The 21,791-nt window shown below is 66.7% G+C and carries 22 protein-coding genes; 6 read left to right on the forward strand and 16 right to left on the reverse strand.

Translation table 11 applies throughout. From position 1 onward, the window contains the following. Positions 1-94: 94 nt before the first annotated feature. Entirely contained in the window at positions 95-616 is a 522-nt protein-coding gene (locus CLM73_RS20630; RefSeq protein WP_105240020.1) for a GNAT family N-acetyltransferase, read from the reverse strand. Positions 617-895: 279 nt separating this feature from the next. Here CLM73_RS20630 and CLM73_RS20635 point away from each other — a divergent pair, with 279 nt between their 5' ends. From CLM73_RS20635 to CLM73_RS20645, 3 genes are all read left to right on the forward strand, one after another. Next, positions 896-2,029 (forward strand): metallophosphoesterase, encoded by a 1,134-nt coding sequence (locus CLM73_RS20635; RefSeq protein ID WP_105240021.1) that lies wholly within the window; start codon positions 896-898, stop codon positions 2,027-2,029. A 310-nt stretch (positions 2,030-2,339) separates the two neighbouring features. Beyond that, positions 2,340-3,215 carry an RNA ligase family protein gene (locus CLM73_RS20640; RefSeq protein ID WP_105240022.1) on the forward strand — a complete coding sequence of 292 codons (876 nt, stop codon included), beginning with the start codon at positions 2,340-2,342 and terminating at the stop codon, positions 3,213-3,215. Continuing rightward, complete coding sequence (locus tag CLM73_RS20645; protein ID WP_105240023.1) at positions 3,212-4,348, forward strand: AAA family ATPase; 1,137 nt, start codon at positions 3,212-3,214, stop codon at positions 4,346-4,348. Before CLM73_RS20640 ends, CLM73_RS20645 begins: the two co-directional genes overlap by 4 nt. Positions 4,349-4,364: 16 nt before the next feature. Here CLM73_RS20645 and CLM73_RS20650 read toward each other — a convergent pair whose 3' ends face one another. Next, positions 4,365-5,264: a LysR family transcriptional regulator gene (locus tag CLM73_RS20650; RefSeq protein ID WP_105240024.1), complete on the reverse strand. Its 900-nt coding sequence runs from the start codon at positions 5,262-5,264 to the stop codon at positions 4,365-4,367. A gap of 71 nt (positions 5,265-5,335) precedes the next feature. On the opposite strand from CLM73_RS20650, the gene CLM73_RS20655 reads away from it, so the two are divergent. From CLM73_RS20655 to CLM73_RS20665, 3 genes are all read left to right on the forward strand, one after another. Beyond that, a complete protein-coding gene (locus tag CLM73_RS20655; protein WP_105240025.1) occupies positions 5,336-6,583 on the forward strand; it encodes a CaiB/BaiF CoA transferase family protein in 1,248 nt (415 codons plus the stop codon). Next, complete coding sequence (locus tag CLM73_RS20660) at positions 6,580-7,059, forward strand: MaoC family dehydratase (RefSeq protein ID WP_105240026.1); 480 nt, start codon at positions 6,580-6,582, stop codon at positions 7,057-7,059. Before CLM73_RS20655 ends, CLM73_RS20660 begins: the two co-directional genes overlap by 4 nt. Positions 7,060-7,146: 87 nt before the next feature. Further along, positions 7,147-8,112: a Bug family tripartite tricarboxylate transporter substrate binding protein gene (locus CLM73_RS20665; RefSeq protein ID WP_105240027.1), complete on the forward strand. Its 966-nt coding sequence runs from the start codon at positions 7,147-7,149 to the stop codon at positions 8,110-8,112. 87 nt (positions 8,113-8,199) lie between these two features. Here CLM73_RS20665 and CLM73_RS20670 read toward each other — a convergent pair whose 3' ends face one another. The 14 genes from CLM73_RS20670 to CLM73_RS20735 form a co-directional block, all read right to left on the reverse strand. After that, positions 8,200-8,574 (reverse strand): tautomerase family protein, encoded by a 375-nt coding sequence (locus CLM73_RS20670; protein WP_105240028.1) that lies wholly within the window; start codon positions 8,572-8,574, stop codon positions 8,200-8,202. Positions 8,575-8,679: 105 nt separating this feature from the next. After that, entirely contained in the window at positions 8,680-9,963 is a 1,284-nt protein-coding gene (locus CLM73_RS20675) for a quaternary amine ABC transporter ATP-binding protein (RefSeq protein WP_105240029.1), read from the reverse strand. Continuing rightward, the gene (locus CLM73_RS20680; RefSeq protein ID WP_105240030.1) at positions 9,960-10,817 is read right to left on the reverse strand and encodes an ABC transporter permease; all 858 of its coding nucleotides are present in this window, start codon (positions 10,815-10,817) and stop codon (positions 9,960-9,962) included. Before CLM73_RS20680 ends, CLM73_RS20675 begins: the two co-directional genes overlap by 4 nt. Positions 10,818-11,109: 292 nt before the next feature. Next, a complete protein-coding gene (locus CLM73_RS20685) occupies positions 11,110-12,111 on the reverse strand; it encodes an ABC transporter substrate-binding protein (protein ID WP_105240031.1) in 1,002 nt (333 codons plus the stop codon). Between the two features lie 558 nt (positions 12,112-12,669). Next, the gene (locus tag CLM73_RS20690) at positions 12,670-13,662 is read right to left on the reverse strand and encodes an ABC transporter substrate-binding protein (RefSeq protein ID WP_105240032.1); all 993 of its coding nucleotides are present in this window, start codon (positions 13,660-13,662) and stop codon (positions 12,670-12,672) included. A gap of 28 nt (positions 13,663-13,690) precedes the next feature. After that, positions 13,691-14,470, reverse strand: coding sequence for a class II aldolase/adducin family protein (locus CLM73_RS20695; RefSeq protein WP_234015704.1), 780 nt, complete (start codon positions 14,468-14,470; stop codon positions 13,691-13,693). Then, complete coding sequence (locus CLM73_RS20700; RefSeq protein ID WP_105240033.1) at positions 14,442-15,224, reverse strand: ABC transporter permease; 783 nt, start codon at positions 15,222-15,224, stop codon at positions 14,442-14,444. The genes CLM73_RS20695 and CLM73_RS20700 overlap by 29 nt, the downstream gene beginning before the upstream one ends. A gap of 4 nt (positions 15,225-15,228) precedes the next feature. Further along, positions 15,229-15,990 (reverse strand): ABC transporter ATP-binding protein, encoded by a 762-nt coding sequence (locus tag CLM73_RS20705; protein ID WP_105240034.1) that lies wholly within the window; start codon positions 15,988-15,990, stop codon positions 15,229-15,231. Then, positions 15,987-17,072 (reverse strand): ABC transporter substrate-binding protein, encoded by a 1,086-nt coding sequence (locus tag CLM73_RS20710; protein WP_105240035.1) that lies wholly within the window; start codon positions 17,070-17,072, stop codon positions 15,987-15,989. Before CLM73_RS20710 ends, CLM73_RS20705 begins: the two co-directional genes overlap by 4 nt. Then, entirely contained in the window at positions 17,069-18,625 is a 1,557-nt protein-coding gene (locus tag CLM73_RS20715; protein WP_105240036.1) for a class I adenylate-forming enzyme family protein, read from the reverse strand. Before CLM73_RS20715 ends, CLM73_RS20710 begins: the two co-directional genes overlap by 4 nt. Further along, on the reverse strand, positions 18,615-19,469 hold the full coding sequence (locus tag CLM73_RS20720; protein ID WP_105240037.1) for a VOC family protein: 855 nt from the start codon (positions 19,467-19,469) through the stop codon (positions 18,615-18,617). Before CLM73_RS20720 ends, CLM73_RS20715 begins: the two co-directional genes overlap by 11 nt. 12 nt (positions 19,470-19,481) lie before the next feature. After that, complete coding sequence (locus tag CLM73_RS20725) at positions 19,482-19,907, reverse strand: PaaI family thioesterase (RefSeq protein WP_105240038.1); 426 nt, start codon at positions 19,905-19,907, stop codon at positions 19,482-19,484. Positions 19,908-19,929: 22 nt separating this feature from the next. Next, positions 19,930-20,934, reverse strand: a complete 1,005-nt coding sequence (locus tag CLM73_RS20730; protein WP_199778352.1) for a zinc-binding dehydrogenase — start codon at positions 20,932-20,934, stop codon at positions 19,930-19,932. Between the two features lie 52 nt (positions 20,935-20,986). Next, complete coding sequence (locus CLM73_RS20735) at positions 20,987-21,790, reverse strand: ABC transporter permease (RefSeq protein ID WP_105240040.1); 804 nt, start codon at positions 21,788-21,790, stop codon at positions 20,987-20,989. Between the last annotated feature and the right edge of the window lies 1 nt (position 21,791).

Consider the following 21,791-nt stretch of genomic DNA (forward strand, 5'->3'; position numbering starts at 1 on the left):
GCCGGCGCACCGCGATAGCGCAGAATAACGGACTATGTTTGGGTAATCCAGCGGCGGCAAACCGCAGCGCTACGCACCCGAGGCAGGGCTCAGACTATACGTCCGCTTCCATTTGCAGACGCATCGCCACGCGCCGCTCAGCCGGCAGCCCGTGGCGGGCCTCGGCCGCCAGCACGGCATGCAGCCGCGATCCGGCCAACGGCCTGTCTTCCCGGAATCCCAGCCGCGCGTACCAGGGCGCATTCCAGGCCAGGTCGCGAAAGGTCGTCAGGGTGACCGCGGCCAGACCGGCCGCCCTGGCATGACCGCATGCGGCGTGCACGAGGCGCAGGCCAATTCCCATCCGCTGATGACCGGCGTCGACCGCAAGCTCCCACACGTGCAGCGCGTCATGAAAGCGTTCACCGCAGAGAAATCCGCACAGCTGCTCCGACTCTTGCGCCACCCATGACGTACCCTGCGCGATCAGGCGCAGATGTTCGGTCTCGGACATCACCGCGTCGTCGGCGATCCATTCCAGGCCGGGCGCGTCGCGAAACAACGTCCCCGCGGATCGTTCGATCGCGGGCAGCAGTGCGGCATCTTCGGGGCGGGCGGGGCGGATGAGCGTGGGCAAGACATTTCCAAAAATGCGGCTGGTGTCTGACACCAGCAAGACAACCCGCAAGACAATCGCTCAGGCTATAAGCGCATCTCACCTGAGTGTCAGACACCGAGTTGCCGGGCAAGCGATTCGGGCGCCTGCGATTCTACGCTTCACCCCCAACCCTCCCCATGTTTCAGCTGCCGCGCAAAATCCGTTGTTTAATCGGCGCTCCCTCGCGGGACATTTCGCCCGGACGGCAGCGAGAGGCCGAGCCGGGCGATTCCAACAACAAGATTCAGGATTTCGCACGTGTTTCATGTCATCACAGCGCTGATCGCGCTCTACGTCATCTGGCGCTTCGTCTGGCAATTGAAATGGCCCGCCCCCGGCCGAATACTGCTGTCGGGGTTGGTCGTGCTGGCCGCCGAGCACCATCTCATCACCCGCAACTTCTTCGGCACCATGGCGTCGCCCGAGGTGCCCGCCGCCGTTTTGATGGCGCTGGGCTGGGCGTTCGGCGCGCTCATTCTGCTGGCAAGCTTTCTCTTCATCACGGATGTGGCGGGACTGATCGTGTCGCTGTTCTCGCGCCCACGCGGCCGCGCGCTGCTGGGTTGCACGCGTCTGCGCGCCGGGTCCGCCGTGGCCGCGCTTGCGCTGTCGGCGCTGGGCGTCTGGCAGGCCGTGCGCGTGCCGGAGGTCAAGACGATCGAGGTCGCCCTGCCCAACCTGCCGCAAGCGTACGACGGCTTTCGCATCGTGCATCTGACCGACCTGCACGCCAGCCGCCTGCTGCAAGGCGACTGGATGCAGGCCGTCGTGGCGCGCACCAATGCGCTCAAACCGGACCTGACGCTCATCACGGGCGACTTGGTCGATGGCACGCCCGCTGCACGCGCCGCCGACGTGCAACCGCTGGCCGATCTGCGCGCGCAGTATGGCGTGGTGGCGATCCCGGGCAATCACGAGTATTACGCCGAATACCTGGGCTGGATCGACGCCTTCAAGAAACTCGGCCTGCGCATGCTGCTCAATGAACACATGACGCTTGAACGCGACGGCCAGCCGCTGGTCCTGGCGGGCATCACGGACAGCGTGGCGGCGCGCGTGAACCAGCCCCTGCCGGACATCGACGCGGCCATGAAGGGCGTGCCGCCATCGTCGGCGGTGATCCTCTTGAGCCACCGGCCGGTGGGCGCTGCCCGTCACGCACAAGCCGGCGCCGGTCTGCAACTGTCGGGCCACACGCACGGCGGCCAGATTCTGGGCCCGCATTTCATCACTCAACTGGCCAATGAAGGCTACGTGTCGGGCATGTACCAGGTCGGCAACATGCAGCTATACGTGAGCAACGGCGCGGGTCTCTGGCCGGGCTTTCCGATCCGGCTTGGCCGTCCGTCGGAGATCACGCAGATCGTGCTGCGCGCCGCGCCGCCCGCCTGACGCGGTCCTGCCACACACGCGGCGGCGCATTGACAAGCGCCGCCGCGCTGACTTAGCATTCGGCCCTGCTTTTTCAACGCTTTTTCGCTTTCTGGGTGCAACCGTGTCTGCCATTCGTCAAATCGCCTGAACGCCGACGAGTACCGTCCTGGTACCGCGGTCAGCCTGCCCGCATTCGCTGCTCGACGCCATGTAATGAGCACACCCCCGCCCGGCAGGCGCGGATCCAGGAAGCGCAACACACCCCCTCCCCGCTTCCCCTCCCGTAAAGACTGTGTCGTCGGCTTTTCCCATTTGCTGGAGAAGACCCATGACGCTGGATTTCTGCGCCTACGCGCAATCGCTTGACCTGTTCCGATACCCCCGAACGCCCCACCTGGAAGGCTCGCGCCTGCAGGACGGGGACGAAGGCCATGACCACGTGCCCTATCGCACGCTGGCCGGCCAGACGCTCGTCGTCGAAGAAAAGCTGGACGGCGCCAATACCGGCATCAGCTTCGGCCCGTCCGGCGAACTGCTGCTGCAATCCCGCGGCCACTACCTGGTCGGCGGTGGCCGCGAGCGGCAGTTCAGCTTCGTCAAGGCCTGGGCCGCCGCGCACGCGGACTGGCTGCTGGAGCGGCTGGAAGACCGCTATGTGATGTACGGGGAAACGCTGTCGAAGAAACACTCCGTGTTCTACGACGCCCTGCCGCATCATTTCTTTGAGTTCGACATGCTGGACCGGCGCACCGGCGAGTTCCTGTCGACCGGCGCGCGCCGCGCGCTGCTGGCCGATGGTCCGGTGCTGTCCGTGCCCGTGCTGTACGAAGGCCCGGCGCCCGCGCGGCTGGCGGACCTGAAGGCGCTGCTCAAGCCGTCGCTGGCCAAGACGGCCGGCTGGCGCGACGCCTTCGAAGCCACCGTGCTGCGCGAAGGCCTGGACTTGGCGCGCGCCTGGAAGCAGTGCGACAAGTCGGACCTGTCGGAAGGCCTCTACATCAAGGCCGAAGCCGACGGCAAGACCGTTGCCCGCTACAAGTGGGTGCGGCGCGACTTCGTGCAGGCCATCCTGGATTCGGACATGCACCATTCGGAGCAGCCCTTCATCCCCAACCAGCTCGCCGATGGCGTCGACCTGTACGCCCCGCGCCTCGCGGTGGATTGGGACACCTTGCGCGACGCCCGCACCGGCGAGACCTCATGAATCACGAACAGATCCGGGCCCTCGTGCCCGAACCGGGGCGCGGTGCCGACTATGCCGCGTGCCTGGCCGCCTTTCCCGCGCTGGAACTGGCCAAGACCACGCCGCAGGACCCGCGCTATCACGGCGAGGGCGACGTGTGGACGCATACGCAGATGGTGGTGGACGCGCTGCTCGGCCTGCCGCAGTACCAGGCCGCGTCCCGCGCCGATCAGGAGATCGTATTCCTGGCTGCCCTGCTGCACGACGTGGCCAAGCACAGCACCACGGTGATCGACCCGGTCACCGGCGCCATCGGCCAACCCGGCCATTCGCGCAAGGGCGCCATCGACGCGCGCATCGCATTGTGGGACGCGGGCGTGCCGTTCGCCGTTCGCGAAGCGATATGCCGGCTGATCGCCACGCATCAGGTGCCGTTCTTCGCGCTGGAAGGCTCGCGCCGCGGCCGCTCGCCGGAGTTCATCGTGCGCGAGCTGTCCTGGCACGTGTCCCTGCCGCTGCTCGCGATGCTGGCCGAAGCCGACATGCGCGGCCGCATCTGTGCGGATGCCGGCCGCGTGCTGGACAACATCGCGCTCTTTTGCGAGCTGGCGCGCGACGAGCAGTGCTTTGGCCAGCCCCGCGCCTTTGCCGACGCGCACACCGCCGTCAGCTACTTCCGCGGCGCCGACGTGCATCCCGACTATGCGTTGTTCCAGGAGCCGGGCTCACGCGTGATCGTCATGTCGGGCCTGCCGGCGTCGGGAAAGAACACGTGGGTGGCGGCGCATCATCCGGACCTGCCGGTAGTGTCGTTCGACGATGCGCGCGAGGAACTGGGGCTGCGCCACGGCAAGAACGAGGGCATGGTCGCGCATCTGGCCATCGACCGTGCAAAGGCCCTGCTGCGCGCGCGTGCGCCGTTCGTGTGGAATGCCACCAACCTCAGCGAGCTGATGCGCAAGAAGACGCTGGACCTGCTGTACGCGTATCACGCGGACGTGGAGCTGGTGTATCTGGAAAAGCCGCGTGCCGAACTGCTGCGCCGCAATGCACGGCGCGACACGTCGCTGTCCAACAAGACGCTGACCGGCATGCTGCACCGCTGGGACCTGCCGCTGCCCACGGAGGCGCACCGGGTGGTTTATGCGGTGTAGCGTGGTGTAGCTCAGATCAGGCAGGCACAGGCGCCAGCATGCTGTCGCGCAACCGCAGCACCGACGCGCACGAGGTGTCGCGATGCGTCACCAGCGACAGCGACAGCGCGCCTTGCGCATCCGGGTCGGTCAGTGGCACGAACGCCACGTGCGGCGTCGAGTAGGCGCGGGTCACGCCGGGCACCAGCGCCACGCCCAGGCCGCTGGCGACCAGGCTGACCAGCGTCTGCACCTGGATCGCCTCCTGGCTGATGCGGGGCGAAAACCCCGCCTTGTGACACAGCGCCAGCGTCACGCCGTTCAACCCCGGCACCTTGGCTGGCGAATACAGCACGAAGTTTTCGGACCGCATGCGCTCGAGCGCGATCGGACCGGCATCAGCCAACGGATGGCGGGCAGGCACGGCCAGCATCAGGTCGTCGCGCTCGACCACCCATGAATCGAGCGCGCTGTCTTCGGCCAAGGGACCGCGCACGAGGCCCGCGTCGATTTCATTGGCACGCAGCATCGCCACCAGCCCGACCGTGCTGTCTTCGCGCAGGTCCAATTGCACGTCCGGGTACTGCGCGCGGAAAGCCGGCAGGCAGCGCGGCAGCAGCATGTACGTGGCCGAGCCAACGAATCCCAGGCGCAGCGTCCCCCATTCCCCCAAGGCCACCCGGCGGGCCGCCTGGCGCGCCTGATCGGTATGGAACAGCGCGCGGCGCGCATCGGCCATCAGGGCATCGCCCGCGGGCGTTGTGGTGACGCCCTTGGCGCCCCGTACCAGCAGCGGCACGCCCACCGCGTGCTCCAGCTTCTGGATCGACACCGACAGCGCGGGCTGGGCGATGTGCAGCGCGTCGGCGGCGCGGCGGTAACTCCCCAGTTCGGCGATCGTGACGAACTGCCGAAGCTGGCGCAAATCTATAGCCATAACAGATTCCGTATCAAGCAATACCGAAGCCATATTAGACGCGTATGTGCGGCGCCGATAGGATTTCCGCCATGACCACACCTCCCCCTTCAAATGGCCCGGCGCTGGATGGCATCCGCGTCCTGGACCTGACTTCCGTCGTATTCGGCCCCTATGCCTCGCAGATCCTGGCCGACTACGGCGCGGACGTCATCAAGGTCGAGGCGCCGGGCGGCGACTCCACCCGGCGCACCGGCCCCGCGCAGGAACCCGGCCTGTCCGCGATCTTCCTGGGCCTGAACCGCAACAAGCGCAGCATCGTGCTGGACCTGAAGCAGCCCGCCGCGCGCGAGGCGCTGCTGACGCTGGTGGATCAGGCCGACGTGCTGATGCACAGCATGCGGCCGGCCAAGATGGCGGCGCTGGGGCTGGACCCCGCCACGCTGTGCGCACGCAACCCGCGGCTGGTCTATGCCGGCCTGTATGGCTTTGGCGAGGGCGGCGCCTACGACGGCCGCCCGGCTTACGACGACATCATCCAGGGCCTGTCGGGGTTTGCGGATCTGGTCGGCCGCCAGACCGGCGCGCCGCGCTACCTGCCCACCGTTGCCGCCGACAAGACCTGCGGCCTGGTTGCCGCGCACGCCATTCTTGCGGCGCTGTTCCAGCGCGCGCGCACCGGACAGGGCCAGCAGCTGGAAGTGCCCATGTTCGAAAGCATGGCGTCGTTTGCGCTGGTCGAGCACTACTACGGCCGGCATCTGGCGGACGAGCCCGGCGACGCCGGCTATCCGCGCGTGCTCACGCCCTGGCGCCGGCCGTGCCAGACCGCCGACGGACACGTGTGCCTGATGCCCTATACCGACGCCCATTGGCGCGACTTCTTCAACGCCGCCGGCCGCCCCGACCTGGCGCAGGATCCGCGCTTTGCCGATATCTCGGCGCGGACCCGGCACATCGAGACGCTTTACGAATTGCAGGCCGGCATCGTCGCGGCCCACGACACGGCGTACTGGCTGGCGCTATGCGAACGGCTGCAGATCCCGGCCGCGCCCGTGAACCGGCTGGAAGATCTGGAGACCGATCCGCACCTGACCAGCGTCGATTTCTTCGTGCCGCTGGAAAGCGCGTCCGGCAGCCATTACCGCTTTCCCCGCAACCCGGTGCGCCTGCAGCACTCCCACGTGCCGCCCGCCATGCCCCCGCGCCTGGGCGAACACACGCGCAGCGTGCTGGCCGAAGCGGGCATCGCGCCCGCCCAGGTCGATGCGCTGCTCGACACCGGCGCCGCCCGGCAAGCCAGCGCTCCCCTTTCTGAAAACGCCAAGGACACCGCATGACCCAAGACCGCAACACCACGCCCGTCGCTCAATTGGGCCAGGGTTTTTACTGGCAGGACCTGACGGTCGGCCAGCGCTTCCAGACGTTTCGCCGCACGGTGACCGAGACCGACATCGTCAACTTCATCAGCGTGACGGGGATGCTTGAGACGATCTTCATCGACGCCACCTACGCCCACGGCGCCATCCAGGGCCGTCCCGCGCCCGGCGCGCTGACCTATGGCCTGATCGAAGGACTGATCATGCAGGGCATGGTGCAGGGAACGGGCCTGGCGCTGCTGGAGGTTCACAAGAAGATGATTGCGCCGGTCGTGGCCAGCGACACCATCTGGGCCGAGATCGAAGTGACCGGCGTGCGCCCGACCTCGCAACACAACCGCGCGGTGGTCACGTCCGCCATCGACGTGCGCAACCAGCACGGCAAGCCTGTAATGGCCTACACGGCCGTACGCATGCTGGCCGGCAGGCCGCGCTGACCCAGCTGACCGCTATCGGCGGCAAGCGCCCCGCAGAGGACGCCGCCGCCAATCCGCAGTACCCATAACAGCACAAGGAGACAACCCATGAAAAAAGCATTGCTGGCGACCACGCTAGCCATTCTGGCGCTAGGAGGCGCCGCCAGCGCCCAGGCCGCGTGGCCCGACCGCCCGATCACGATGGTGGTGCCCTTCCCGCCCGGCGGTCCGACCGACCTGGTGGCGCGCGTGCTGGCCAAGCAGCTGACCGACCAGCTGGGCCAGACCGTCGTCGTCGAAAACAAGGGCGGCGCCAACGGCAACATCGGCATGCAGTACGCGGCCGCGGCCAAGCCCGACGGCTACACCGTGCTGTACAACACCTCGTCTATCGCGCTCAGTCCCAACCTGTATCGCTCGCTGGCCTTCGACCCGGTCAAGGACTTCGCGCCGGTGTCCACCACGGCCGTCATTCCGCTCGTCCTGCTGGTGCATCCGTCCGTGCCCGCCGATACGGCGCCCGCCTTCGTGGACTATGCCCGCAAGCATCCCGGCAAGCTGTCGTACGGCTCTGCCGGCGCCGGCAACGTCACACATCTGGGCGCGTTGCTGCTGCTACGGTCGCTGGACATCGATGCGGTCCACGTGCCTTACCGCGGCAGCGCCCCCGCCATGACGGACCTGGTTGGCGGACAGGTCCAGGTGATGACCAACACGCTGAACGATTCGCTGGGCTTCATTCGCGAAGGCAAGCTGCGCGCGCTGGCGGTGACCAGCGAAACACGCAGCGACCAGTTGCCCAACGTGCCGACGGTGGCGGAAACCGTGGCGCCGGGCTTTGGCATGGGGGCTTGGCAAGGCGTGGTGGTGCCGGCCGGCACGCCCGCGCCGGTCATCGACAAGCTGAATGCCGAGATCCTGCGCGCGCTGAAATCGCCAGAGATGCAAAAGCAGCTCAAGGTGCAAGGCGCGCAGGCGCTGGGGTCGACGCCGCAGGAATATGCCGCCTACATCAAGAGCGAGATCGCGCGGTGGGGCGAGGTGGTGAAGGCAGCGAATGTGAAGCTGGATTGAACGCCATTGCGCCTACGCGTCACTCGCCAAGACAAACGCCCGCGTGAAGCGGGCGTTTTCAATACTGCCTTGGTCAGCCGGGGCGACTTAACGTCCCGCAGCCTTGGCGCTCAAGCCATTTGCCACGCCCATGTCGGTCTTGGGCACGTCGCGCAGAATCACGCGGACGTCTTCGCCGGAGATGTCGAGACTGGCGCACACGGCCTGGTTCAGCGCGGCGATCAAGGCGGCCTTCTTGGCTTCGTCGCGGCCTTCGATCAGATCCACGTCCACGCGCGCCATGCGCTTGCCGATTTCCCCCGCGACGATCACGTGTTCCGCCGGGACTTCGTGCAGCACGGCTCGCACGCTGGGCAGCGGCGCGGCGATGCTTTCCACCACGGCGTTGGACGCCGCCTTCAGCAGGGTGGCTTTCTGGGCGGCCGAATGGCCTTGCATGATCTGGACGTTCAAGAGGGGCATGACGGGTTCCGAGGGTGCACGAAGAGGAAGGCCATCATATCGTGACTGCGCCCGCGTGCAAGCAACTGCACGCGGGCGCAAAGGGTCATGCAGGGAACGCCGGAATCAGGCGGCGGCCTTGCCTTCGCGTTCCAGCTCGGGCTGGGCGTTCACCGCGTCCGCATCCGTCGGGGCCGGGGTTTCAGTCAGAGCGTCAGCCGAAACCGCCGTCTCGGTCAGGGCCGGCGTGACCAGCTCCACGACCTTCTTGCGGGACAGCATGCCCAGGAACTCGTCGTCCTCGCCCGTCACGGCGACCGGCTGGTCGCTGTGCACCAGCTGCGCCAGCACTTCGCCCAGGCCCGCGGTGGCGGGCACCGAGGCCAGGTCCTCGACAAAGCGGGACACATCGCGGGCGCCTTCCTGCATGGCCTTGGCGGCCGCCTCGGCGGTCAGCACGCCAGCAAGGCGCTTGCCGTCCAGCACCGGCGCGTATTCGTAACTGAGCGCGTTCATGCGGTCCACGGCATGCGCCGGGCGCGAGCGCATCGTCAGCGTCAGGCGCGCGGGGTTCACGGCGTGGGTGGCGTTGAGCACCTTGGTACGGTTCACGTCCTGCAGGAACGACTGCACGTAATCGTTGGCCGGGTTCAGCAGGATGTCTTCCGGCGTGCCTTCCTGCACCAGTTCGCCGTCCTTCAGGATGGCGATGCGGTTGCCCAGGCGCAGCGCTTCGTCCAGGTCATGCGTGATGAAGACGATGGTCTTGTTGAGCTTGGCCTGCAGTTGCAGGAGTTGGTCCTGCATCTCGCGGCGGATCAGCGGATCCAGCGCGGAGAACGCTTCGTCCATCAGCAGGATTTCGGCGTCGGTGGCCAGGGCGCGCGCCAGGCCGACACGCTGCTGCATGCCGCCCGACAGTTGGTGCGGATACTGGTTCTCGAAGCCCGACAGGCCCACCTGTTCCAGCCAGTCGCGGGCGCGCTTCTCGCGCTCGGCCTTGCCCACGCCCTGCACGGTCAGGCCGTACGCGGCGTTGTCCAGCACCGTGCGGTGCGGAAACAGGCCAAAGCGCTGGAACACCATGCTCATCTTCTTTTGACGGAAGACTTCCAGGTCGCGCTTGTTCAGGCTGACGACGTCCACGCCGTCGACCAGGATGTGGCCCGCGCTGGGCTCGATCAGGCGGTTGAAGTGGCGGATCAGCGTCGACTTGCCGGAACCGGACAAGCCCATGATGACGTAGATGCTGCCTTCTTCAATGGACAGGCTGATGTCGCGCAGGCCCAGCGTGTGGCCGCTCTTGGCCAGCAGCTCTTCCTTGCTCATCCCGCCCTGCGCGGCTTCCAGCCATTTCTTCGGATGCGCTCCGAAGATCTTGTAGATGTTCTTGACTTCGATCTTGCTCATCGCTGGCCTCCCATGCGCATGCGCTGTCCATACGATTGCGTGATCCGGTCGAACAGCACGGCCAGCACCACGATACCCAGGCCGGCCAACAGGCCCCGGCCCACTTCCAGGCGGTTGATGCCCAGCAGCACTTCATAACCCAGGCCGCGCGCACCGATCATCGACGCGATCACCACCATCGACAGCGCCATCATCGTGGTCTGGTTGATGCCGGCCATGATGTTGGGCAGCGCCAGGGGCAACTGCACGCCGAAGAGCTGCTGGCGCGGGTTGGCGCCAAAGGCGCGCGACGCTTCCAGCACTTCGCGGTCGACCAGGCGGATGCCCAGATCGGTCAGGCGGATGAGCGGCGGCACGGCGTAGATGACGGTCGCGATGATGGCGGGGATCTTGCCCAGGCCAAACAGCATGACGACGGGAATCAGGTACACGAAGCTGGGCATCGTCTGCATCACGTCCAGCACGGGCAGCATGCCCGAACGCAGCCAGTTCACGCGCGCCATCAGCACACCCAGCGGGATGCCGATCAGCACCGACAGGCCGGCTGCCATGATCATCAGCGCGAGCGTCTGCATGCCGGCGTCCCACAGGCCCAGCACGCCAATCACGCACAGCAGTGCGCCCATCGCCAGGCTCAGGCCGATGCGGCGGCTGACGCCATAGGCGATCGCAACGGTGACCGCGACCACCGCCCACCAGGGCGAATTGCGCAGCAACTGCTCCAACCACACCAACGCGTGCAGCACGGGCTGGGACAATTTCTCCAGCGTGTCCGCGTAGTTGGTGACCAGATGATCGACAAAGCCGTCGATCGCCCCCCGTACCTGACGGGCGGGAATAATTTCAGGAAACATGCATTCGACTCCATTCTGGCGCGCTCGCCGCCCGTGTCGCCACCGGGCGCGCCGGCGCAGCGGAAAACAACGAGACTGAGACGGGTGCCTGGCACCTGGACGGATGATGGATCGCGCAGATCACATCCGCATCGGTGCCCTGCACCGGTATCACTGCCACCGCGGGTGGCGGCACAAGCACGCTTGCCGGGCCGGACGCATGCGCCCGGCCGGCGGCCATCCCGGCAAAGAGGTCCGGTCCCTCAAGGGGCCGGTACGCGCCACCGCGGCGCGCAGCCAGGATCACAGTGCTTTACAGCGCGCTTTGGACGCGCCCGGCGACGTCAGCGGGGACCCACTTGGTCCAGACGTCGGGTTTGTTCTTCAGGAACCACTTGGCCACGGCGGTGGACTCATCGCCGGACTCTTCCATGTGGGCCAGGGTTTCGTTGATGACCGGCAGCGGCACCGAAACCTTGGACAGGAATTCGGTCAGCTTGGGCGCATCTTCGGAGAACTTGGTGTTCACCGCCGTGAAGACGGGATTGTCCGGATAGGCGCTGGGCTCGGGCTTGGCGCACTTGGGCGACGTCAGGCACTTGTGCTTTTCGGCGTCGTAGGGCGGCAGGTCCAGCTTGACCAGATCCATGGCGCCAACCAGCGGCGTGGGCGACCAGTAATAGAAGACCACGTTCTGCTTGCGCTTGTAGGCCGACATCAGGGCCGCCTTCTGCGCCGCGCCCGTGCCGGGCGAATACAGCGTGTAGGAGTCGTCAAGCTTCAGGGCGTGGAACAGGTTGTTGCTGGTGACTTCGCAACCCCAGCCTGCCGGGCAGCCGTAGAAACGGCCCTTGCCGGGTTCTTCCGGATCCTTGAACTGGTCCTTGAACTTGGGCAGGTCGGCGGCGGACTTCAGCTCGGGCAGGCGTTCGGCGGTGTACTTGGGGATGTACCAGCCTTCGGCGCCCATGTACAGGTCACCGATGCGCTTGACCTTGCCGGTCTTCTCGGCGCGGGCCCAGGGGTCGGCCACGCTGTTCAGCCAGATTTCGGTATTGATGTCCAGATCGCCGCGCTCGAGGGCGGCCAGGGCGGGCAGCGTTTCGGTGGGCAGGGTTTCGGTCTTGCAACCGTAGCCCTTTTCCATGATGAAACGTTCGACGTCAACCAGGACCAGATTGGATTCCCAGTTCATGGCGCCGAAAGTGACCGGGCGCTTGATTTCGCATTGCGGGGCGTCGGCGGCTTGGGCCGCACCGGCAAACGCAAACATAACGGCCGCGGCGGCCAGGGTCTTGACAGGGGTAAAACGCATTGGCTTTTGCCTCCATAGGTTCAGGCACGCACGCCAGGCAAAGGCCCGGGAGGCACCGTGGAGCTAAGGGGGTTGTGCGGAAGACGGGCTGAACCGCCAATACAAACCGACACTAGCAACAAGACGGCCCGCGAGGGACGCGGCGTCTTGCAAGACAGGGAGCTTCAAAAACGAGTTTTTGAAAACCCAGAGAAAGGGGACAAACTGAACGAAGAAGGCAGCATCTTAAACGAAATTGATATGCAGACCAACCCCGGAGGTGAATGAAACAGATACATTCGCCCTAAAAAAGGGCCGGGAAAACCCTGGCTTCACCTGGGCAAACGGCGAATTTCCCCAGAGGAAATTCGTCCGGAGATGGTAGATACATTTAGTTAACAATATGTTCGTATAAACACATACAGGGCGTTCCAAAGCACGCCTTGAAACGGCGAAACGGCCGCTTGGCGGGCCGTTTCGCATGCCGTATCGCATGCCGTTTCGCATGCGTTCGTTGCGGCCTTGGCGCGCTTAAGGCCGTCTCAACAGGGTGTCAGACACCGGGGCAATTCGCCGCCCTTACTTCCTTGCGAGCGACTGTTGATAAGGACCCGCGTCGAGCGCGCCCGCCGGCAGATCCCCCTTCAGCGTCCCGTTGTCCTTGAAAATCTGAAACTCGCGCTTGAGCGTATCCAGGTCCGCCTCGTTCAGCGAAACCCGGTAATTTTCGTCCCACAGGTCCGCGAACACCTGCGCATCCGCCTGCGGCTGATTGCCCGCCTTCTGCACCGCGCTGACCACCTGCGCGGGATTGGCGTGGCCGTATTCCAGCGCCTTGCGCAGCGCCACGATCGCACGCACGACGGCGTCCGGATTCTTCTGCTGGTACTCCGCGCGGACCAGGCCCACGGCGTTATACGGCACGCTGTCGCTCTTGGTCAGCGTCTTCCACTGATCGCCAAACGTGGATAGCGTACGCACCTTCAGGTCCTTCAACTGCGCGGTCGTGACGTTGCGCAGCGCGGCCGCGTCCACTTCCTTTTGCGCCAGGAATTGCACCAGGCGCGGCTCGTTGCCGGGCACCAGCGTGAAATCCTTCTCCTTGATCCCGTGGTTGCCGGCCAACACGGCGCTGGCGATGGTCGCGGTGGAACTGCCCGCGGGCGACATGCCGATCTTCTTGCCCTTCAGGTCGGCCAGCGTCTTGATCGGCGAGTCCTCCAGCACCACGAAAGATACGTTTGATGGCTGCGTTGCCAGCACGATCTTCACCGGGACGCCATCGGTCGCCAACGCAAACGCACCTGCGGCCGGGGATCCGAAAGCCAGGTCGATGGCATTGGCGGCGATGGCGCGGGTCGGGCCATTGACGTCCGAGAAGTGCACGTACTCCACCTCCAGGCCCTGGTCCTTGAAGAAGGCGCCGGCTTCCAGCACCGCGCCGTAACCCAGCGTGAGCCCGCTGGGCCAGTAGCCGACGCGGATTTTCTCGGCATGCGCGGGCGCCGCGGCCAGGCCGCCGGCCAGCGCCGCCAAGAGCGCGGCGCGTTTGATCAATTGCAAGGCTTTCATGAGTGCTCCAGTAGTGAGTCCTGTCCGGTCAACGCGCCGGCGGCAGGTGTCGGTAGGTGGGATCGGTGCGGTCCAGCCCGCGCAGCAGCGCCTGCCACAGGCGCGGGCTGCTGCGGCCGGCGGCGCGGTCGAAGGTCTGTGCCGCGCGCTGGATGGCGTCGCGGTCGGGCACGGCGACGGCCTGGCCCGTCGCCTGGATCTGCAACTGCGCGCGGCAGGCAAATTCCAGGAAGTACATCAGCTCGAACGCCTCGCCGACCGTCGCGCCGCAGGTCAGCAGGCCGTGATTGCGCAGCATCAGCGCCTTGTGCGGCCCCAGGTCACGCACCAGCCGCGCGCGCTCGTCCAGGTCCACCGCCACGCCTTCATAGGCGTGATAGCCAACGCGGCCGTGAAAGCGCGCCGCGTGCTGCGTGTAGGGCAGCAGTCCATCGCGCAGGGCGGACACCGCCACGCCGGCCAGCGTATGGGTGTGCATGACGCACACGGCGTCCGGCCGGGCCTGATGCACCGCCGAATGGATGACGAAGCCCGCCCGGTTGATGCCCAGCCCGGTCGGGTCGTCCAGAAGTTCGCCGTCCGCGCCCACCGTCACCAGGTTGTCGGCGCGGACCTCGTCGAACAGCAGCCCGAACGGATTGATCAGGAACTGGTCTTCCGCCCCCGGCACTCGGGCCGAGATGTGCGTGTAGATGAGGTCAGTCATGCCGAACTGCGCCGCCAGCCGATGGCAGGCGGCCAGATCGATGCGCATCTGCGCACGCGCGGCCGCCAACGCGTCAGGATCGGGCTTGGGTGTCTGCGCCACCGGCGGCCTCCCAGAAGACGATCTTGCGATGCAGCCAGCGCACCGTCTGCGCGCCGGCAACGCCAAATGCCGCCAGCAGGATCACGCCGGCAAACATGGTGCTGACGTTCAGGTTGACCGCGGCCGATCCGATCAGGTAACCCAGCCCTGCCTCCGACGACACCAGCTCGCCCACCACGGTGCCGATCAGCGCAAGCGACACGCCGATCTGCAAGCCGGCAAAAATGTCGCCGGACGCCGCTGGCAGCTTCACGTGCCGGAAGATGTACCAGCGCGACGCCGAGAACGCGCGGCACGCGTCGATCAGGTCCGGGTCCACGCGGCGGATGCCCACGATGGTGTTGATGAACAGCGGGAAAAAGCAGATCAGCACCACCAGCACCACCTTGGACGCCAGCCCGAAGCCGAACCACACGAGGATCAGCGGGGCCAGCGCCACCTTGGGCGTGGCCTGAATGGCGACCAGCAGCGGATACACAAATTTCTCGAACGTGCGCGATTCCGCCAGCAATGCCCCCAGCACCAGCGCCAGCGCGCTGCCGATCGCGTAGCCGATGAGCGTCGCGGCCACGGTGTAGCCGATGTGGCGCCAGATCGTGCCGTCCTGGAATACCGACACCAGCGTGCTGAAGACAGCGCCGGGCGTGGTCAGGATGTAGTCTGGCACCTTGAAGTAGGTGACGGAAAAATGCCAGGCCAGCAGCACCACGGCCAGTGTGGCAAGCGGGTACAGGACAGCGGTCAGTCGTTGCATGAGGTCATCCGATGAAGTGGCGCCGAAGGTGATCGGCGGCGGCGGTGAACGCGGGCTCGGCCAGCGTCGCCATCGTGCGCGGACGGGGGATGTCGACCTTGAAGTCCTCGACCACCCTGCCCGGCCGGGCCGACATGACCAGCACGCGGTCCGACAGCATCACGGCTTCGGCAATGCTGTGCGTGATGAACAGCACCGACTTGCGATCGCGCATCCAGATCCGCTGCAGCTCCAGCGTCAGCGCCTCGCGCGTCATCGCGTCCAGCGCGGCAAACGGCTCGTCCATCAGCAGCAACCGCGGGTCGCGCTGCAGCATCCGCGCCAGCCCCACGCGCTGCTGCATGCCGCCGGACAATTCGTTGGGGTAGTTGCCGGCAAAGTCGCGCAGCCCCACGAGGTCCAGCAGTTCCCGCGCGCGGCGTTCGGCATCGGCGCCGCGCTCGCCCGCGGTTTCGCTGGGCAGCAAGACGTTGTCGAGCACCGAGCGCCACGGCAGCAGCGTCGGCTTCTGAAAGGCGACGCCGATGTCGCGGCTGGGGCCTTTAACCGGCACGCCGCCGACGTCGACCTGGCCGCGCGTGGGGGTCAGCAGCCCCGCGGCAAGCTTGAGCAGCGTGGACTTGCCGCAGCCCGAAGGCCCGAGGATCGTGACGAACTCACCCTCGCCCACCGCCAGATCCACGTCGCGCAGCGCGTCGATGCTGCCGCGCCGCGTCTGGTAGGACACCGACACCGCGCGCGCCTGCAGCAAGGGCGCTGCCGTCATTGGACCGCCTTCGCCTGCGCGCGCACCGCCGCGGCGTCGAATGCCGAGAACTTCGGCACGAGCTGGTTGCTGAAAATCTTGTCGACGGGAATGTCGGCGGTGTTGAACTCCCCCGCCTCGTGCATCGCGCCCACAAAGGACCGGATCACCGCCAGGTCGAATTCGCCCGGCACGCGGTCGGTGCCATCGGGACGGCGCAACGTGCTGTCCATGCGCTTTTTGACCAGCACGACGGCTTCGTCCAGGTTCTTCTGGTAGTCGCCGTCCTTGGGCTTGGCCTCGGGCTGGTACTTCCAGAACGTCTCGGCGCACAACCGCGGATTGGCGTCGCACGCCAGCACCGCCTTGGTGTACGCGCGCCCAAAGCGGGCCAGCAGCTCGGGCTGATCGCGCAGCGTGTCTTCGTGCGCGATGAAGCCGTTGCTGTTGATCTTCTGGAAGATCGGCGGATACGGCAGACGGCGAACCTTGGTGCCGGTCAGCTCCAGCATCGCGGTCCACGAGCTGTTGTAGTTCAGGGCGTCCACCCTGCCCTCTTTCAGCGCCAGGAAGCCGGATCCCAGCACGCCCACCGCCACGATGTCCACGTCCTTGCCCGGCACAAGCGTTTCCTGCCGCAGCAGGGCCCGCGTCGACGGAATGGTGCCCCAGGTCAGCGCGCCGACCCCGATCTTCTTGCCCTTCAGGTCCTTGATCGTCTTGATGGGACCGTCAGCCAGCACCGCCAGCTCCAACTCGTTGGACGGAATGGTGTTGTAGAAGTAACGCACCGGCAACGGCGTCTTGCCGGTCTCGTAGCTGGCCAGCACGGGCTCCGGCAACGGCAGGCCGATGGTGACCTTCTTGGACGCCACCTGCGGCAGCAAGGCGCCCGCGCCCTGGAACACGATCGTCTTGACCTCGATGTTTTCCTGGTCGAAATAGCCCAGGTCCTTGCCCAGTCCGTACACGCCGCCGCTGGCGACGGTGAGCGGAATGCCCAGGGCCACGGTGACGGTGCCGGCGGCCTGCGCGGCCGGAAAGGCGGCCAGCGCCACGACGGCGGCAGCGATGCGCGCAAGGGTTTGTGCGGGTTTGGTCATTGCAGTATTCCGTTGTTGTTGGGGTGTCTCTCGGGTTGAGCCAGCGCATCCCGCGCCCGCTGCTTGAGCAGGTTGCGGTCGACCTTGTTGGTGGAAGCCAGCGGCAAGGCGTCCAGAAACCAGACGCGGCGCGGGTGCTGATAGGCCGGCGCGTGCGTCAGCACGTGCTGCTTGACGGCGTCTTCGGTCAGCACGCCGGGCGCGGCGGACACGACGAACGCCACCGGCTTGTGGCCCTTGATGTCGTCCGGCACCGGCACCACGCAGGCCTGCTGCACGCCGCGCAGCGTTTCCAGCACTTTCTCGACCTCGCCGGGAAAGATGTTTTCGCCGCCGGACACGAACATGTCGTCGTCGCGCCCCACGAAGTAATAGAAGCCCTGCGCGTCGCGGCGCAGCACGTCGCCCGTGACGTAATAGCCGTCGGCGGTGATGGCGGCGCGGATGTCGGGACGGTTGTGATAGCCCAGCATGATGCCGGGGCTCTTGACGTGCAGCACGCCTTGATCGCTCTCGTTGCCCGCGGCGTCCACCAGCCGCACCTGCACCTGCGGATGCGCATGGCCGATCGACATGTCGGGCTGCGGCAGCCCGGCCGGGTGCGGGCCGAACGTGACGGGGCCGGCCTCCGTGGTGCCATACGAATTGATCACGCGCGCTTGCGGCAGCGCGCGGCGGATGGCGGCCTGCAAGGCTTCGCTGACGGGCGCCGAGCCCATGCGCACGACCTCCACGCTGCTTAGGTCGGCGCGGGCGAGCAGATCTTCCTCGCGCAGCACCATCGCCATCATCGGCGGCACGGACGTGAGCCAGGTGGGGCGGTAGCGCGCGACGGCCTCGATGTAGGGGCGCGGCTTGAACTGCGGCAGCAGCACGATGGTTGCCTGCCCGGCCAGCGCAAGCTGGGACAGCGCCAGCGCGTTCATGTGATACATCGGTGCGGCGATCAGATAGCGCTGCCCGGCCAGGCTTTGGCCGGCGAGACGCGTGCGCACCACCCACAGATGGCTGCGATGCGACAGCACCACGCCCTTGGGCTTGCCGGTGGACCCGGACGTGTACAGAAAGAACGCGGCTTCGTCCGGCGCCGGCGTCACGGCCTCGAACGGTCCCGGGTCGAGCAGAGCATCCAGCCCGGTCTCGCCCGGCGCGCCGAACTCCACAACGGGCAGATCCGACGGCGTCTGCGCGCGCCGCGCGGCATCGCAGAAGACCAGCCGCGCGCCGCTGTCCTGAATGACGAAGTCCGACAAGGCGCGCGGAAACTTGTAGTTCACCGGCACGACAACCAGGCCCGCCCGCTGCGCGCCCAGCAGCACCGCCAGGAACTGCGCGCTGTTGGCGGCCAGCACCGCGACGCGATCGCCGCGTTGAAGCCCGCGGCGCAGCAGTCCGCGCGCGACAGCGTTGCACAGGTCGTCAAGCTGCCCGACCGTCAGGAGCGTCTCGTTCTGCTCATCGTCCAGCGCAATCACCGCCACGTCGTCGGGATTGGCGCCGGGCGGCGTAAGACCTCCCAGGTTGTACGCATGAAAGCCGTGATCAGTGCTCATAGACGAAGTCCAGTAAGGTGTTCAAGCCCGGCAGGGCGACGGCCAGGCCGCTCACGCCATCGCGTTGCCAGGGCTGCGCGCGCAGGTCGTCGCCCAGCGCCGCGACGTGTCGATCCAGCGCATCGGGGTTGCCCGCCCGCAAGCCGATGGCGCCGAAAAAACTGTCGCGGCCCAGCGCATCGCAGGCAAGATCGCCGTAGCGCTGCGCGTAGGCGTCGGCATCCAGCAGATCCACCGAGAAGCCGGGGCTGGGTATCGAAAACCCGCGCCCGTCCAGGTGCACCTGGCCGAACGCCGCCTGCGCATAAGCCTGCGCGTCCGCCTGCGCCCGCGCGGACACCAGCGTCAGGCCCGCCAGTCCGCGCACGCCATTGGCATGCGTCTGCCATTCCGGCCGCCACACCAGTTCCGGCGTCAGGTGCTGGCAGTAATAGACGCGGCCGGCCTCAAAAGCGCCGGGCTGGTAGCGCACGGTGCGAAAGCTGGCCTCGTGCTGCACGCCGTCCAGTTCAAGCGGACGGGTGAACGCGTGCAGCGGAGCCACTGCGGCGCCGGCGCGCGTCAGCGCCGCATGCACGGTGTCGGCCGAGGCCGGCTTGTAGACCAGCCCGTCGATGCCCGCGGGGTTGTCCAGGATCTCCTGGCGCAAGGTGCCGCCGTCGGTCGGCAGGCCGATCAGCTCCAGATAATCGTCCTGGAACACCATCAGGTGATTCACCGATCCGAACGCGTGCCGGCCTTGCGGCGTCAGCGTGAACCCCAGCGCCGCGAACAGGCGCGCGGCCGCATCGGTGCCAAAGCGCGTATTGATCACCAGGTGATCGAGCGGCAGAGCGCTGTTCATGCCCCTCTCCCCTCAGGCCTTGGGCGGCGCGGTCAGGTACACGCCGCGCCCGCTGGCCAGCAGCGCGCCCTGCGCGTCCTCGATGCGCGCTTCGGCCACCGACAACTGCTTGCCGGCCTTAACGACCTTGCCGCGAATCGTGAGGTCGCCCTGGATCGCGGGCCGGTGATAGTCGACCCGCAGGTCCACCGTCGGCACGCCACGGCCCGTGTGGGAGACAAGCGCCCAGTCCGCGGTCAGGTCGATCAGCGCGGCCAGAATGCCGCCGTGGGTGTAGGGGTTGTCGGGGTTGACCGACCATTCCTCGCGCCACGTGGCCTGCAGCACGATCTCGCCGTCGCCGACCGACAGCACTTTCAGGCCAAGCCACTGGTGATAGGGACTGCGCAAGAGACGCGCCTGGATATCGGCCGCGGCGGGCAGGTTCTGTTCAGACATGTTCAAAGATTCCGATTGGGGTTCAGGGAGCGACGATGATCTTGCCGATGACCTTACGGTCACGGATGGCGGCCAGCCCTTCGGCCGCTTCTTCCAGCGGCACCACGCGGTCGATCAGCGGCGCGATCTCGCCGCGGTCGACCTGGTCCAGCAGCGCGAGCAGGTTCTCGTCGTAGAAGCTGTTGGAACCCTTGACGGTCAGTTCGAAGCTCCAGATGTAGCGAAGGTCTTCCTTCGGGTCGTAGCCCGCGGTGGCGCCGCAGGTCAGCAAGATCCCGCCGCGGCGCAGGCAGCGCAGCGACGGCACCCAGGTGTCGCCCCCCGTGAAGTTCACCACCACGTCCACCCCGCCCGCCGTGCCACGGCGCTGCGGCTTGCCATACTGCTGGATGGCCCATTTGGAGAAGTCGGTCTCGCGGTAGTCGACGACGTGATCCGCGCCGATCTCGCGCAGCCGCGCCAGCTTGTCCGCGCCGCTGGCGCAGGCAATCACTTCGGCGCCCAGGCGCTTGGCCAGAATGACGCTGGCCGTGCCGACGCCGCCGCTGGCGCCCAGGATCAGCACCTTGTCGCCGGCCTGCACGGTGCGGTGCGTGATCAGCATGCGGTGGGCGGTGCCATAGGCCACCGGCAAGGCGGCCGCCTGTTCATACGTGACGTTGGCCGGCAGCCGCAGAAGCTGCGCCGCGGACACCAGGCAGTACTGCGCCATGCCGCCATCCAGCATCTCGCCCATCAGACCCTTCTCGCGGTTCAGCGGATTGACCAGCACGCGGTCGCCGGCCTTCCAGCCCTCGACGTCCGCGCCGACCTCGGCGATGTCGCCGGCCAGATCCAGGCCGATGATCACCGGCAGCGGCACCTTGATGCCGGGCATGCCTTGCACCGTGAAGACATCGTGGTAGTTGAAGGACGAGGCGCGCACGCGCACCACGACGTGGCCGGGAATTGCCTGCGGCACAGGCTTGTCATGGACGACCGACAGTTGGTCCAGGCCGCCGTGCGCGTTGAGCACGAGCGCCTTCATGGTTTGGGACATGGGAATGGATCCGTGAGGGGAGAAAAAAACAAAATGAAGATCAGTCCGCCGCGGCGCGGCGCCAGCGGAACAGGTGCGTTTCCAGCGGCTTGAGCACGCAGAATTCGATCAGCACCATCAGGCCGACCAGCGTGATCGTCCACGCGAACACCTGATCGGTCTGCACAAGGTCGGCCGCCTGCCGCAGCCGGTAGCCCACGCCGTTGGACGCGCCGATCGTCTCGGCCACCAGCGACACCCGCCAGCCGAAGCCGAAGGCCAGGCGTGCGCCGGAGAAGAAGTCGGGCAGGATGGACGGCAGATAGATCGTGCGCAGGATGCGCAGCGGCGACATGCGGAAGCTGCGCGCCAGTTCAACCAGGTCGGCTCGCACCGACCGGGCGCCCTGCCAGACGTTGGTCAGGATCAGCGGCAACGCGGTCATGAACACCACGAAGATCGTCGTGGCGTTGGAGATGCCGAACCAGATGATGGCGAAGATGGCCCAGATGGCCGAGGAAATCGTGTTGGTGACGGCCAGCACGGGCTCGAAGAATTCGCCCAGTTTGCGGCGGCTGCCGAACAGCAACCCCAGCGCCGTGCCCGCCACGGCGGCCAGCGAAAAGCCCGCAATGACCCGCCAGAACGTCACGCCCAGATCGCGCCAGAACGTGTCGCTGGAAACCAGCCGTCCCAGCGCGTCGGCCACGCGGGCCGGACCCGGCAGGATGTACGCGGGCACGCCGCGCGCGGCGAACGCCCATGCCGCCAGCAGCAGCGCCACCAGCAAGAGGCGCCGGCCCGCATTGCCGCCCAGGACACGCCATGTCGACACGCGGACGGCCGAAATCGAAGTCTGGTTCATG

Source organism: Achromobacter spanius, assembly GCF_002966795.1.
GTDB classification, from domain to species: Bacteria; Pseudomonadota; Gammaproteobacteria; order Burkholderiales; family Burkholderiaceae_B; genus Achromobacter; species Achromobacter spanius_D.

Coding starts and splice junctions, on each gene's coding strand:
- CLM73_RS20640 (WP_105240022.1), top strand. CDS start 2,340: ATGACGCTGGATTTCTGCGCCTACGCGCAATCGCTTGACCTGTTCCGA.
- CLM73_RS20645 (WP_105240023.1), top strand. CDS start 3,212: ATGAATCACGAACAGATCCGGGCCCTCGTGCCCGAACCGGGGCGCGGT.
- CLM73_RS20650 (WP_105240024.1), bottom strand. CDS start 5,264: ATGGCTATAGATTTGCGCCAGCTTCGGCAGTTCGTCACGATCGCCGAA.
- CLM73_RS20655 (WP_105240025.1), top strand. CDS start 5,336: ATGACCACACCTCCCCCTTCAAATGGCCCGGCGCTGGATGGCATCCGC.
- CLM73_RS20660 (WP_105240026.1), top strand. CDS start 6,580: ATGACCCAAGACCGCAACACCACGCCCGTCGCTCAATTGGGCCAGGGT.
- CLM73_RS20665 (WP_105240027.1), top strand. CDS start 7,147: ATGAAAAAAGCATTGCTGGCGACCACGCTAGCCATTCTGGCGCTAGGA.
- CLM73_RS20670 (WP_105240028.1), bottom strand. CDS start 8,574: ATGCCCCTCTTGAACGTCCAGATCATGCAAGGCCATTCGGCCGCCCAG.
- CLM73_RS20675 (WP_105240029.1), bottom strand. CDS start 9,963: ATGAGCAAGATCGAAGTCAAGAACATCTACAAGATCTTCGGAGCGCAT.
- CLM73_RS20680 (WP_105240030.1), bottom strand. CDS start 10,817: ATGTTTCCTGAAATTATTCCCGCCCGTCAGGTACGGGGGGCGATCGAC.
- CLM73_RS20685 (WP_105240031.1), bottom strand. CDS start 12,111: ATGCGTTTTACCCCTGTCAAGACCCTGGCCGCCGCGGCCGTTATGTTT.
- CLM73_RS20690 (WP_105240032.1), bottom strand. CDS start 13,662: ATGAAAGCCTTGCAATTGATCAAACGCGCCGCGCTCTTGGCGGCGCTG.
- CLM73_RS20700 (WP_105240033.1), bottom strand. CDS start 15,224: ATGCAACGACTGACCGCTGTCCTGTACCCGCTTGCCACACTGGCCGTG.
- CLM73_RS20705 (WP_105240034.1), bottom strand. CDS start 15,990: ATGACGGCAGCGCCCTTGCTGCAGGCGCGCGCGGTGTCGGTGTCCTAC.
- CLM73_RS20710 (WP_105240035.1), bottom strand. CDS start 17,072: ATGACCAAACCCGCACAAACCCTTGCGCGCATCGCTGCCGCCGTCGTG.
- CLM73_RS20715 (WP_105240036.1), bottom strand. CDS start 18,625: ATGAGCACTGATCACGGCTTTCATGCGTACAACCTGGGAGGTCTTACG.
- CLM73_RS20720 (WP_105240037.1), bottom strand. CDS start 19,469: ATGAACAGCGCTCTGCCGCTCGATCACCTGGTGATCAATACGCGCTTT.
- CLM73_RS20725 (WP_105240038.1), bottom strand. CDS start 19,907: ATGTCTGAACAGAACCTGCCCGCCGCGGCCGATATCCAGGCGCGTCTC.
- CLM73_RS20730 (WP_199778352.1), bottom strand. CDS start 20,934: ATGAAGGCGCTCGTGCTCAACGCGCACGGCGGCCTGGACCAACTGTCG.
- CLM73_RS20735 (WP_105240040.1), bottom strand. CDS start 21,790: ATGAACCAGACTTCGATTTCGGCCGTCCGCGTGTCGACATGGCGTGTC.